The 11,866-nt window shown below is 58.0% G+C and carries 13 protein-coding genes; 10 read left to right on the forward strand and 3 right to left on the reverse strand.

Translation table 11 applies throughout. From position 1 onward, the window contains the following. Nucleotides 1–210: 210 nt before the first annotated feature. The gene (gene hemN / locus AC2FLX_RS20920) at nucleotides 211–1,566 is read right to left on the reverse strand and encodes an oxygen-independent coproporphyrinogen III oxidase (RefSeq protein WP_496875528.1); all 1,356 of its coding nucleotides are present in this window, start codon (nucleotides 1,564–1,566) and stop codon (nucleotides 211–213) included. Between the two features lie 61 nt (nucleotides 1,567–1,627). On the opposite strand from hemN, the gene fnrL reads away from it, so the two are divergent. Continuing rightward, complete coding sequence (gene fnrL / locus AC2FLX_RS20925; RefSeq protein WP_480750165.1) at nucleotides 1,628–2,371, forward strand: transcriptional regulator FnrL; 744 nt, start codon at nucleotides 1,628–1,630, stop codon at nucleotides 2,369–2,371. Here the strand turns inward: fnrL and AC2FLX_RS20930 are convergent. Continuing rightward, nucleotides 2,368–3,240: a LysR family transcriptional regulator gene (locus tag AC2FLX_RS20930; RefSeq protein ID WP_496746334.1), complete on the reverse strand. Its 873-nt coding sequence runs from the start codon at nucleotides 3,238–3,240 to the stop codon at nucleotides 2,368–2,370. The genes fnrL and AC2FLX_RS20930 overlap by 4 nt on opposite strands. A gap of 99 nt (nucleotides 3,241–3,339) precedes the next feature. Between AC2FLX_RS20930 and glyA the strand changes: the two genes are divergently transcribed. Both glyA and AC2FLX_RS20940 read left to right on the forward strand, forming a co-directional pair. Next, entirely contained in the window at nucleotides 3,340–4,662 is a 1,323-nt protein-coding gene (glyA, locus tag AC2FLX_RS20935) for a serine hydroxymethyltransferase (RefSeq protein ID WP_496810952.1), read from the forward strand. 51 nt (nucleotides 4,663–4,713) lie between these two features. Further along, nucleotides 4,714–4,971, forward strand: coding sequence for a GlsB/YeaQ/YmgE family stress response membrane protein (locus tag AC2FLX_RS20940; protein WP_480750168.1), 258 nt, complete (start codon nucleotides 4,714–4,716; stop codon nucleotides 4,969–4,971). 40 nt (nucleotides 4,972–5,011) lie between these two features. Here the strand turns inward: AC2FLX_RS20940 and AC2FLX_RS20945 are convergent, their stop codons facing one another. Next, nucleotides 5,012–5,851 carry a universal stress protein gene (locus tag AC2FLX_RS20945; RefSeq protein WP_480750169.1) on the reverse strand — a complete coding sequence of 280 codons (840 nt, stop codon included), beginning with the start codon at nucleotides 5,849–5,851 and terminating at the stop codon, nucleotides 5,012–5,014. 196 nt (nucleotides 5,852–6,047) lie between these two features. Here AC2FLX_RS20945 and ccoN point away from each other — a divergent pair, with 196 nt between their 5' ends. From ccoN to AC2FLX_RS20980, 7 genes are all read left to right on the forward strand, one after another. After that, complete coding sequence (ccoN, locus tag AC2FLX_RS20950) at nucleotides 6,048–7,652, forward strand: cytochrome-c oxidase, cbb3-type subunit I (protein ID WP_480750170.1); 1,605 nt, start codon at nucleotides 6,048–6,050, stop codon at nucleotides 7,650–7,652. Nucleotides 7,653–7,666: 14 nt separating this feature from the next. After that, nucleotides 7,667–8,395 carry a cytochrome-c oxidase, cbb3-type subunit II gene (gene ccoO, locus AC2FLX_RS20955; RefSeq protein ID WP_496748633.1) on the forward strand — a complete coding sequence of 243 codons (729 nt, stop codon included), beginning with the start codon at nucleotides 7,667–7,669 and terminating at the stop codon, nucleotides 8,393–8,395. An 11-nt stretch (nucleotides 8,396–8,406) separates the two neighbouring features. Next, nucleotides 8,407–8,592 carry a cbb3-type cytochrome oxidase subunit 3 gene (locus AC2FLX_RS20960; RefSeq protein WP_480750172.1) on the forward strand — a complete coding sequence of 62 codons (186 nt, stop codon included), beginning with the start codon at nucleotides 8,407–8,409 and terminating at the stop codon, nucleotides 8,590–8,592. Further along, complete coding sequence (gene ccoP / locus AC2FLX_RS20965) at nucleotides 8,589–9,458, forward strand: cytochrome-c oxidase, cbb3-type subunit III (protein WP_480750173.1); 870 nt, start codon at nucleotides 8,589–8,591, stop codon at nucleotides 9,456–9,458. Before AC2FLX_RS20960 ends, ccoP begins: the two co-directional genes overlap by 4 nt. 272 nt (nucleotides 9,459–9,730) lie before the next feature. Next, nucleotides 9,731–11,158 carry a cytochrome c oxidase accessory protein CcoG gene (gene ccoG / locus AC2FLX_RS20970; protein ID WP_496810951.1) on the forward strand — a complete coding sequence of 476 codons (1,428 nt, stop codon included), beginning with the start codon at nucleotides 9,731–9,733 and terminating at the stop codon, nucleotides 11,156–11,158. 2 nt (nucleotides 11,159–11,160) lie between these two features. Next, a complete protein-coding gene (locus tag AC2FLX_RS20975) occupies nucleotides 11,161–11,619 on the forward strand; it encodes a FixH family protein (protein ID WP_496810950.1) in 459 nt (152 codons plus the stop codon). Between the two features lie 4 nt (nucleotides 11,620–11,623). After that, on the forward strand, nucleotides 11,624–11,866 hold a 243-nt coding region (locus tag AC2FLX_RS20980; RefSeq protein ID WP_496875529.1), incomplete at its 3' end, for a heavy-metal-associated domain-containing protein.

Below are 11,866 nucleotides of genomic sequence, written 5' to 3' on the forward strand. Positions count from 1 at the left end.
TCTCTGGTTGCAATTTCTGCTGCACGAAAGGGAAATGTCGAACGCCTGAGCGTCGGCACCGTCTGTCTGTCCTACTGCCTGCCTCGTGTGCGAGGCGCAATCGCCCTCGCACACCAAGTGTGGGAAATCCGGGTGTAGGGCGTCAAGCCCCCCTGCGATAATTGGTCAGGCAGTGCTCGGGACGTGCCTTGCCGGTTCGTTGTCCTTTCGTCAGATGGCTGAACTGTGACCTGCCTTGCTCAGGTCATACGCGTCGAAGCTGCGGGCGATCATGCGGGTCAATGGACGTGCCTCAGTCGGGATGAACAACCCGTCGTCGGTGATCCGAAGCATGCCGGGAAACGCCCGATCGGCATCGGCGTACATCTGTTTTAAGTCGTTTGCCGTCACATCGTGGTCGCGCAAAATCTCAGCCGAATCGATCCGGAAATCGCACATCAACGCCTCGATCAAACGGGCGCGCAGAATGTCCTGCCCCTTGAACAGATGCCCGCGCGTGGTCGAGAAATTGCCTTCACGGATGGCCTTGGTATGCACTGAAGTTGCCGGTGCGTTCTGTGCGTAACCTTGTGGGAAGCGCGAGATCGAACTCGCACCGACACCGATTAGAACCTCGGCTTGATCGTCGGTGTATCCCTGAAAGTTGCGCTTGAGCCGCCCCGCATTGAGCGCATGAGTCAGCCCGTCATCCTGCGTGGCAAAGTGGTCAATGCCGATTTCCGCGTACTGGTCCCAAAGGAACAGGCGTCGCGCGGTTTCGAATAGTTCCAGACGTTCCTCGGGTGTCGGCAACGCGTCCGAAGGAATCAGCTGCTGACGTTTGGCCATCCAGGGCACATGCGCATATCCATAAAGTGCTACGCGGTCGGGATTGAGCGACAAGAGCTTTTGCACGCTTTCAGTCATCCGTGACTTTGTCTGGTGTGGCAGGCCGAACAGGATATCGGCATTCAGACTGGCAATACCACGCTCGCGAATCATTTCTGCCGCCTTGCGGGTGGTGTCGTAACTTTGTATGCGCCCGATGGTTTTCTGAATGTCCTCATCGAAATCCTGAACCCCGATCGAGGCGCGATTCATACCCGCATCGGCCAGCGCATCCAGCCGATCGTCATCAATTTCGTTGGGGTCGATTTCTACCGAAAACTCGGCACCCGCGCCCAAGGGAACGATGCTCAGTATCCGCGCTGCCAAATCCCGCATCAGATCGGGGTTTAGCAGGGTCGGTGTGCCGCCGCCCCAATGCAGGCGCGACAGTCGGACGCCCTCGGGCAATCGAGCCGCCAAAAGGTCCAATTCCGCCTTTAAAACATCAACATAGGCAATGACCGGGTTATCGGTTTGCGTGCCTTGCGTCCGGCAGGCGCAGAACCAGCATAGTCTGCGGCAGAAGGGGACATGGACATAAAGCGAGATGGCACTTCCGGGCTTGATGCCCGAAATCCAGTCACCAAATAAGTCAGGTCCCACATCGTTGTTGAAGTGAGGTGCAGTCGGGTAGCTTGTATAGCGCGGAACTTTCGCGTCAAAAAGTCCGAGCCGAGCCAATTGTGATTTCGCTATCATGAGGATACCGTTATGGGATGTCTGGCTCGGCGGCATTGACCGAGATCAAGTGGATAAACGGATGACTCTGCAGATTCAGCTCGACCATTCGAATTGCTCCGATTGTCCGATCCGACATCGGGCCGTTTGCGCTCATTGCGACCGAGACGAACTCGAGTTGCTGGACGAGATCAAGTATTATCGCAGCTTCGAAGCCGGGCAGACAATCATCTGGTCGGGCGATCAGATGGGGTTCGTCGGCTCGATGGTGTCGGGAATCGCTTCGTTGACACAGACGATGGAGGACGGGCGCACGCAGATGGTAGGCTTGATGCTGCCCAGCGATTTCGTCGGTCGTCCGGGTCGTGATACTGCTCCTTACGATGTGGTTGCCACGACCGATGTCGTGATGTGCTGTTTTCGTAAGAAACCCTTCGAAGAAATGATGGCGCATACACCCCATATCGCGCAGCGTCTGTTGCAGATGACATTAGACGAACTGGATGCGGCACGTGAATGGATGTTGGTTTTGGGCCGGAAAACCGCGCGCGAAAAGATTGCCAGCCTTTTGTCGATCATCGCCCGCCGCGATGCATCCGTGACCAAGACGGGCTTGTCCGGACCGATCGTGTTCGACTTGCCGCTGACGCGCGAGGCGATGGCAGATTACTTAGGCCTCACCCTGGAGACCGTCAGCCGGCAAATTTCGGCACTGAAAAAGGACGGTGTCATCGAACTGGAGGGAAAGCGGCACGTGACCGTTCCCGATATGGGGCGCCTGATGGAAGAAGCAGGTGACGATTCCGATGGCGGATTTCCGGTTTAGGCTGTCTGCCTCAACCATTTGGCAACCTTCCCCACGGAAGAGTCTGATTTGAACGGCCTTGCGCTCCAAAGCTTGAGGTCGTGTTCCAGTGTTACACGTGTGTCAAAAGGCGCCACCAGCTGACCGCGTTCGAGGTAAGGTGCCACCAGGATCTCGTGTCCCATCAGTACACCGGCACCATTCACGGTTTCTTCTACCGCCAGAGAATAAAGCGAAAAAACGGGGCCTCGAGGTGCGAACTGCCAATTCGACAATGCCGACTTCGTCCAGATATCCCAGTCGCCACTCCAGGTCGTGTCGGATATGCAGGGCACGTTTCTCAGATCTTGCACCGTTCTCAGACGTTCTACCAGGGTCGGAGCGCAGACGGGAAAAATAACGTCCCGGGCCAAGGTCTCTCCGGGCAAATCGCCAAAGAAAAGATACAAATCGTATGGCGCTCGTTTTAGATTTGGCGGCGCTTCCATTGCAGTCAGCGAAACCTCGATCTCCGGGTTTGCGGCGCGGAGCGCAGGCAGGCGCGGTGACAGCCACAGTTGCGCGACCGAAGGCAATGCCACGATGTGAACGATATGGGGCCGGGCTTGCGCGCGAAGCGTTTGAGTTGCGCGACCCACCTCGTCAAAGGCTTGCGTCAGGTTCGGCAAAACACTGTATGCCAGTGCCGTCGCAACAACGCCTTTCGCCGACCGTTCGAACAGGGGTGCGCCAAGCTCTTCCTCCAACGCCTTCACATGTGCAGAAACGGCCCCGGGCGTTACTCCCAGCTCTTCAGCGGCGGCGGCAAAACCGCCAAGGCGTGCTGCCGCCTCGAACGCGCGCAAAGCGTTCAACGGAAAGGTTCTGGGGCGAGGGGGAGCGACGGGCATTATTTAGCCTCAATTTTTCTAACCCTAATTTTTCATAAAACTGGTTTGCAGGCAAGTGGACGCAAAGGACATTCTGGGGACAACATACGGAGGTCAAAAATGCCAAATCTTGCCAGACGTTCCTGGGTTCCTTCCCATTGCGAAGCCCGCGTTCAGGACATCGCGGCCCAAACCGCAGAGGCCTCGACAGATCAGATTGCTGCTCGTCTCGATGCGCTCATCGCCCGCAACCGCGAGATTCACGACGTAGAGTGTTTCAATCTCAACCCCGCGACCAACGTCATGAATCCGCGCGCCGAAGCTGTTCTGGCTGAAGGATTAGGCAGCCGCCCGTCGCTGGGGTATCCGGGCGACAAATACGAGATGGGTCTGGAAGCCATTGAAGAGATCGAAGTGATCGCAGCTGAACTGGCAGCACAGGTTTTTGGTGCTCGTTACGCCGAAATCCGGGTCGGTTCCGGCGCGCTGTGCAATCTCTATGGCTTTATGGCGCTGGCCCGTCCGGGCGACACGATCATCGCGCCGCCCGCCAGTATCGGGGGACATGTCACTCATCATAAGGGTGGTTGCGCGGGACTTTATGGGCTGACAACGCTTGACGCCCCGGTCGATGCCGATGGCTATAGCCTTGATCTGGATGGATTACGGGCGCTGGCCCATAGGCACAAGCCGCGTCTGATCACGGTGGGTGGGTCGCTGAACCTTTATCCTCATCCGGTTGCCGCTGTTCGAGAGATCGCCGACGAGGTCGGGTCCAAGGTTCTGTTCGATGCCGCGCATCAATGCGGGGTCATCGCCGGTGGAATTTGGACCAATCCACTGGATCAGGGCGCACACATGATGACCATGAGCACCTACAAAAGCCTTGGCGGGCCTGCCGGAGGTCTTATCGTGACCAACGATGCGGAAATCGCCGAAAGGCTGGACGCCATCGCCTTTCCCGGCATGACCGCAAATTTCGACGCTGCGAAATCGGCGGCTCTGGCAATCACCATGCTCGACTGGATCGAATATGGCGCAGCTTACGGTCGGGCGATGGTGGATCTGGCACAGGCGTTGGCGCTTGAGATGGAGGCCGTAGGCCTACCGGTTTACAAAGGCAAAAACGGGGCAACGGCCTCTCATCAGTTCGCAATCGAAGCCGCGGCCTTTGGTGGCGGGCAGACAGCGTCGAAAACGCTGCGTAAAGCAGGTTTTCTCACTTGCGGCATTGGCTTGCCTATCGCGCCGGTTTCAGGGGACATGAACGGTCTGAGAATTGGCACACCGGAACTCGTGCGCCGGGGCGTCGGGCCCGAACACGCAGTTGAACTGGCTGCTCTGGTTGCTCAGGGGTTGACCGGCAACGATCCCAGAAGCGTGGGTGAAAAAACCCGCAATCTTCGCCAGAAATTTCAGGGGGTGCACTATGTTCGGACGTGACCTGTAAACGCGTGCGTGGTCTATTGCAGCTGAATCAATAGGGAGTGAAACATGCAGTTTGGAAGCCTGTTGAGCATGCTGATTGTTGGCGCACTGGCCGGATGGTTGTCGGGCAAGATCATGCAGGGCCGGGGATTTGGCGTGATTGGCAACATCATCGTCGGGATCGTTGGCGCCTTCCTGGCCGGAACGATCTTTCCAGCGCTGGGATTCTCGGTCGGCGGTGGCATCATCGCATCGGTTTTCCACGCGACAATTGGCGCCGTGATCCTGTTGTTTGTGATTGGGTTGATCCGCAAAGCCGGTTGAAAAAGGCGCCTGTGTTAGGCGCCTTACAATGGTTTCCTGTTCAGTGCGCCATGAATACGGGCACCGTCGCCTGTTCCAGCATGTTTCGTGTGGCACCGCCAAGGATCGCTTCGCGGAATCTGGAATGGCCATAGGCACCCATGACCAACATATCCGCATCGGTGTCAGCCGCATGGCGGTTCAGGATGTCCGATACCCGCGTCATGGTCTTACTCAGAACGTCGATCTCACACTTGACTCCGTGCCGCGAGAGCATCTGTGACAACAGCCCGCCGGGGTCCGAGCGGTCCGGTCCGTGGGTCGGGGGGTCGATTACTACGATCCGCACCAAGTCTGCGGCCGTCAGGAAAGGCAACGCGCTGCGGATGGCGCGCATTGCTTCGACGCTTTCATTCCAACCGATAAGGATTGTTCCGGGTCGCGCCACCGGTTCAACATTGTCCGGAACGACGAGAACAGGGGCGTGCCCTTCGAACATTGCCGCTTCGACAATCGGTTCAGCCTCGGCCCCGCGGTCTTCGCCATAGGGGCGGGACAAGATCACCAGATCGGAAAACCGCGCGCGATGGGCGACGTGGCGGCCAAGATCGGCAATTTGCGCAACTCCATTTTCCGCCGACCAACGCACTCCGGACTTACCCAGGTAGTCCTCGGCAAAATCCAGAATCTCATCGGCTTCGCTATTCGCGCGGCTTAGCGTTTCCTGAAGGATCAACGCGTTCGCACCCGCATAATAATAACCGGTTTGACTGCGGTCGACGCCCAGACAGAGCGCCTCGACGTGGCTGTCCTGAGCCTGGGCCAGTGCCACCATCTGCGCAAGCGCCGGTTTGGCTGATGAGATATCCGTCATCACGGTGAGCAGGGATTTAAAGGACATTTCAACCTCTGAGCTGCCGGTGTGTCAAAACGTGCCACCGATTTTCATATTTCCTAGGTTATGCGTGTCATATAATTCAAGCTATTGTCTTGACACAGATCAAAGCAACTTGCGCTGCCATTCTACATTACGGCAGCCAGTCAAAGAAGTCTGCGCGGCAGCAAGAACCGCGTGGGGCATGGCAAAGGGACGCAAAATGTCAAACTATATCAAGCTTATCGCGCTTGGTCTGATTGCGGTATTCGCCGCGATCGCGGCCAATTACGCGCGAGATCTGGCTTATCAGGTGCATGCCATTCTCATAATGGTTGTCGCCGCCGGTCTTTTCATCTGGACACTGCGCCGTACTGACGAGGTTCTGCCCATCGATTATTCGGGCGAATACATGGACGGTGTCGTGCGTTATGGCGTAATCGCCACCGCATTCTGGGGCGTTGTCGGCTTTCTGGCCGGGACCTTCATCGCATTTCAGCTGGCCTTCCCGGCGCTGAATTTCGAATGGGCGCAGGGATTTGCGAATTTTGGCCGTTTGCGCCCGTTGCATACATCGGCGGTAATTTTCGCGTTTGGCGGCAACGCCCTGATTGCCACGTCTTTCTACGTCGTGCAGCGCACCAGTGCCGCGCGCCTTTGGGGCGGCAATCTGGCATGGTTCGTGTTCTGGGGCTATCAGCTGTTCATCGTACTGGCCGCAACCGGTTACTTGCTTGGAGGGACGCAATCCAAGGAATATGCCGAGCCTGAGTGGTATGTCGACTTGTGGCTGACTGTCGTCTGGGTTGCCTATCTTGCGGTATACTTGGGCACGATCATCAAGCGGAAAGAACCCCATATTTACGTGGCCAACTGGTTCTACCTGTCGTTCATCGTGACGGTTGCCATGCTGCACCTTGTCAACAACATGACCATCCCGGTCAGCATCTGGGGCTCGAAATCCGTGATTGTCTGGTCGGGTGTACAAGACGCCATGATTCAGTGGTGGTACGGCCACAATGCTGTGGGCTTCTTCCTGACCGCGGGCTTCCTTGGCATGATGTACTATTTCATTCCGAAACAGGCCGAACGCCCGGTGTTTTCGTACAAGTTGTCGATCATCCACTTCTGGGCGCTGATCTTTTTGTACATCTGGGCCGGTCCGCACCACCTGCACTACACAGCACTGCCTGACTGGGCGTCGACGCTGGGCATGGTGTTCTCGGTCATCCTGTGGATGCCGTCCTGGGGTGGCATGATCAACGGCCTGATGACGCTGTCCGGCGCTTGGGACAAGCTTCGCACCGACCCGGTAATCCGGATGATGGTAATCTCGGTCGGCTTCTACGGCATGTCCACTTTCGAAGGCCCGATGATGTCGATCCGCGCGGTGAACAGCCTCAGCCACTATACCGACTGGACCATCGGTCACGTGCACTCTGGCGCGCTGGGTTGGAACGGCATGATCACCTTTGGCGCGCTGTACTATCTGGTGCCAGTACTGTGGAAGCGTGAGCGTCTGTATTCGCTTCAAATGGTCAGCTGGCACTTCTGGCTCGCCACGATCGGCATCGTTCTCTATGCCGCTTCCATGTGGGTGACCGGTATCATGGAAGGCCTGATGTGGCGCGAAGTTGATGCCAACGGCTTCCTGGTGAACTCGTTCGCCGACACCGTTGCCGCCAAGTTCCCGATGTATGTGGTGCGTGCGCTGGGTGGGGTCATGTTCCTCGCTGGTGCCGTCATCATGTGCTACAACCTGTGGATGACCGTTCGTCGGGCGCCGGCCAAAGAGGCCAGCCTCGGCGTCGCGGTCCCGGCTGAATAAGGAGGGCCGGAGCAATGGCAATTCTCGACAAACACAAGATCCTCGAGACCAACGCGACCCTCCTGCTGATCTTCAGCTTTCTGGTCGTAACCATCGGTGGCCTCGTGCAGATCACCCCGCTGTTCTATCTGGAAAACACCATCGAGAAGGTGGAGGGCATGCGCCCTTACACCCCTCTCGAAATGGCCGGGCGCGAAGTCTACATCCGCGAAGGCTGCTATGTCTGCCACAGCCAGATGATCCGCCCTATGCGGGACGAGGTCGAACGTTATGGTCACTACTCGCTGGCGGCGGAATCGATGTACGATCACCCGTTCCAGTGGGGCTCAAAGCGCACCGGACCGGATCTGGCCCGCGTCGGTGGCCGCTACTCGGACGAATGGCACGTCGATCACCTGCGTGACCCACAGGCCGTGGTCCCGGAATCGGTGATGCCGAAATACGGCTTCCTCGAAAACAGGAAGATCGACGGCAAATACATCGGTGACATCATGGCCGCAAACGCGCTGGTCGGAACACCGTATTCGGACGAGATGATCGAAAACGCAGTCGCCGATTTCCGGGCGCAGGCAGATCCGGACAGCGATTATGACGGGCTGCTGGAACGCTATGGCGACAATGTCAACGTACGCAACTTCGACGGCCAACCGGGCGTGACCGAAGCCGATGCCTTGATCGCCTATCTGCAGATGCTGGGTACGTTGGTCGATTTCTCGACCTTTACCCCTGATGCAAGCCGCTAGGGAGGGGTGTGATGGAAGAATACACAATCCTTCGGCAATTCGCGGATAGCTGGATGTTGCTGGTCCTCTTCACCTTTTTTCTGGGCGTGGTCCTTTGGGTCTTTCGCCCCGGCGCAGGGAAAGAGCACCGCGACAGCGCCAACATCCCGTTCCGGCATCAAGATAAACCCGCCACATCCAAGGAGGCGCGGCAATGAGCAAGACACCTGAAAAACAACCGGGTGATCCGAAAACCACCGGGCACACTTGGGACGGAATCGAGGAATTCGACAACCCGATGCCCCGCTGGTGGCTGTGGACCTTCTACGCCACCATTATCTGGGGTGTGATGTATACCATCGCTTACCCAGCTTGGCCGCTGATCAACTCGGCCACCGCCGGTGCGCTGGGGTGGTCAACCCGCGCCGACGTTGCCGCTGAAATCTCCGCGGTGGAAGAGGCTAACGCCGCCATCAACGACAAGCTGGCATCCGTGGAATTGACCGCAATCCAAGGCGACGCCGAACTCAACGGATACGCAGTTTCGGCCGGTGGCGCCGTGTTCAAGACCTGGTGCGCCCAGTGCCATGGCTCGGGCGCGGCAGGGGCCAAGGGCTATCCGAACCTGTTGGATGACGACTGGCTGTGGGGTGGTGATATCGAAAGTATCCACTTCACCATCAGCCACGGTATCCGCAATTCGGATAGTGACGAGGCACGGTATTCGGAAATGCCGGCCTTTGGACGGGACGAACTGTTGGGCGAAGAGGAAATCGATCAAGTCGTGAACTACGTCATGTCTCTGTCGGGCGAACCACAGGACGCAGGCGCGGTCGAAGCCGGGTCGGTTGTTTTTGCCGACAACTGTGCAGCCTGCCACGCCGAGGATGGTACCGGCGATATCTACCAAGGCGCGCCGAATCTGACAGATGCGATCTGGCTTTATGGTGGCGACTACGACACGCTGATCGACACTGTCAGCAACAGCCGGTTTGGGGTCATGCCCGCCTGGAACACCCGCCTGACCGAATCCCAGATTCGCGCGGTATCGGCCTACGTCCACCAGTTGGGTGGCGGTGAATAAGACTTGAGGATACCTCTGGGCGGCTTGCCGCCCAGAGGGTGAGGTGCCGGCTGTTCCATCTGTTCGCGCGTTTCCTGAACAGCCGGCGCCAACTAACCGAAATGCTAGTTGAAGTCTGTCGATTGCTGAAACCGGCAATCGTGTTTTCTTTATGCATGTTTTGCCACGGGTTCAAAACCTAAATTGAAGATGCGCTTTTTGACCCATGTCAAAGTTGTACCAACTATGATCTGTGAGAACACGCGCAAGTGCCCCAGATCTGGAGTGAGTCCGTGAGCGAATCCGACCCCGCCCCCAGCCTTTACGCCGCAAGGGAGCCGATTTTTCCGCGCCGCGTACAAGGTCCGTTCCGAAACCTGAAATGGATCATCATGGCGGTGACTCTGGGTATCTATTACCTGACGCCATGGATCAGGTGGGACCGGGGGCCCAGCCTGCCGGATCAGGCGGTGCTTCTGGATATGGCCAACCGCCGGTTCTATTTCTTCTGGATCGAAATCTGGCCGCACGAGTTCTATTTTGTCGCTGGTCTGCTGATCATGGCCGGCCTCGGCCTATTTCTGTTTACATCCGCCCTGGGCCGGGTCTGGTGCGGTTATGCCTGCCCGCAGACGGTCTGGACCGATCTCTATATTCTCGTCGAGCGCTGGATTGAAGGCGACCGCAACGCCCGCCTTCGCTTGCACCGGCAGAAAAAGCTCGATTTCCGCAAGGCGCGTCTGCGCATTACCAAATGGATTGTCTGGCTGCTCATCGGTCTCGCTACCGGCGGCGCGTGGGTATTCTATTTTGCCGATGCCCCGACGCTGGCAAAGGATCTGGTCACGCTGAACGCTCATCCGATCGCCTACACCACCATGGCGGTGCTGACCTTTACAACCTTCTTGTTTGGCGGCTTCGCCCGCGAACAGATCTGCATCTACGCCTGCCCTTGGCCGCGCATTCAGGCGGCGATGATGGACGAAGACACGCTCGTCGTCGGTTACCGTGAATGGCGGGGCGAGCCGCGTGGCAAGGGCAAACGCGTCGAGGAGTCGGAGCTGGGCGATTGCATCGATTGCATGGCCTGCGTCAACGTGTGTCCGGTCGGCATCGACATCCGCGACGGGCAGCAACTGGAATGCATCACTTGCGCCCTGTGCATTGACGCCTGTGACGACATGATGGCCAAGATTGGCAAGCCGCGTGGATTGATCGACTATATGGCGCTCAGTGACGAAGGTCGCGAGCGTGCAGGGCACCCGCCCAAAAACGTCTGGAAGCACATCCTGCGCCCGCGCACGATCCTCTACACCAGTCTGTGGTCGGCGGTCGGGTTCGCGTTGCTGTTCGCGCTCTTCATCCGATCCGATATCGACTTGACGGTGGCGCCAGTGCGCAACCCGACCTTCGTGACCTTGTCGGATGGATCGATCCGCAACACCTATGACGTCCGGCTGCGCAACAAGCATGGCGAAGACCGGCTGTTCAAGTTGTCGCTGACGGGTGATCCGACCATGCGCATACAGATTGAAGGCACTGATTACGATGTTGTCAACGTTCCGGCTGACACGGCACAGCTCACTCGTGTATATATCATGGCCTCCAAGGATGCTGCGCCGTCCGCGGCTCAGGCAACTCCGGTCCGGATCTGGGTCGAGGATCTGACCAGTGGCGAGCGCGCCTACAAAGACACCACGTTCAACGGACGAGGGAACTGACCATGGCGGAACGCCAGTTTACCGGAAAACATGCGCTGGCTGTATTTGTCGGGGCGTTTGGTGTGATCATCGCGGTGAATCTGATTCTGGCCTATAGTGCGGTGAAGACCTTTCCGGGGCTTGAGGTAAAGAATTCTTATGTCGCCAGCCAGGAATTCAACACCCGCCGCGACGCGCAGGAATCTTTGGGTTGGACCGTGCGTGCTGATGCGGCGGGCGGGTTGATCTTTCTTTCGATCATTGATGCATCCGGCACCCCAGTTGAGGTGCAAAAGCTTGACGCGGTTGTGGGGCGGGCAACCCATGTGAACGAAGATAGCCGGCCCCAATTTCGCTTTGACGGCAGTGCCTATGTGGCCAAGGCCGAATTGGGAAAAGGCAACTGGAACATTCGTATGGTCGCCACAGCTGCGGATGGCACGGAATTCACCCAAAGGGTGCTTCTGCGCGTAAAAGGATGATGTGATGTCTGCCCAGATGCGCCCAGGCACAGCGGCTTGCCCCGGATGCCTCGCGGCTCCGGCTGAACCGGCGCGCGCCATCCTCGAGGATGTTCAGATTGCTCTGTCGCTGCCGGGCATCCACTGCTCGGGATGCATTGCCACAGTCGAACGCGAGTTGAGCGCCTATCCCGGCGTCGCCGATGCTCGGGTCAATCTGACGCTCAAGCGGGCGATGATCCAGGCTTCGGCGAATGTGCGCGCTGCC

The organism is Ruegeria sp. YKSF57 (genome assembly GCF_059612585.1).

Coding starts and splice junctions, on each gene's coding strand:
- glyA (WP_496810952.1), top strand. CDS start 3,340: ATGCCAAATCTTGCCAGACGTTCCTGGGTTCCTTCCCATTGCGAAGCC.
- AC2FLX_RS20940 (WP_480750168.1), top strand. CDS start 4,714: ATGCAGTTTGGAAGCCTGTTGAGCATGCTGATTGTTGGCGCACTGGCC.
- ccoO (WP_496748633.1), top strand. CDS start 7,667: ATGGCAATTCTCGACAAACACAAGATCCTCGAGACCAACGCGACCCTC.
- AC2FLX_RS20930 (WP_496746334.1), bottom strand. CDS start 3,240: ATGCCCGTCGCTCCCCCTCGCCCCAGAACCTTTCCGTTGAACGCTTTG.
- AC2FLX_RS20945 (WP_480750169.1), bottom strand. CDS start 5,851: ATGTCCTTTAAATCCCTGCTCACCGTGATGACGGATATCTCATCAGCC.
- hemN (WP_496875528.1), bottom strand. CDS start 1,566: ATGATAGCGAAATCACAATTGGCTCGGCTCGGACTTTTTGACGCGAAA.
- ccoP (WP_480750173.1), top strand. CDS start 8,589: ATGAGCAAGACACCTGAAAAACAACCGGGTGATCCGAAAACCACCGGG.
- AC2FLX_RS20960 (WP_480750172.1), top strand. CDS start 8,407: ATGGAAGAATACACAATCCTTCGGCAATTCGCGGATAGCTGGATGTTG.
- AC2FLX_RS20975 (WP_496810950.1), top strand. CDS start 11,161: ATGGCGGAACGCCAGTTTACCGGAAAACATGCGCTGGCTGTATTTGTC.
- fnrL (WP_480750165.1), top strand. CDS start 1,628: ATGACTCTGCAGATTCAGCTCGACCATTCGAATTGCTCCGATTGTCCG.
- ccoN (WP_480750170.1), top strand. CDS start 6,048: ATGTCAAACTATATCAAGCTTATCGCGCTTGGTCTGATTGCGGTATTC.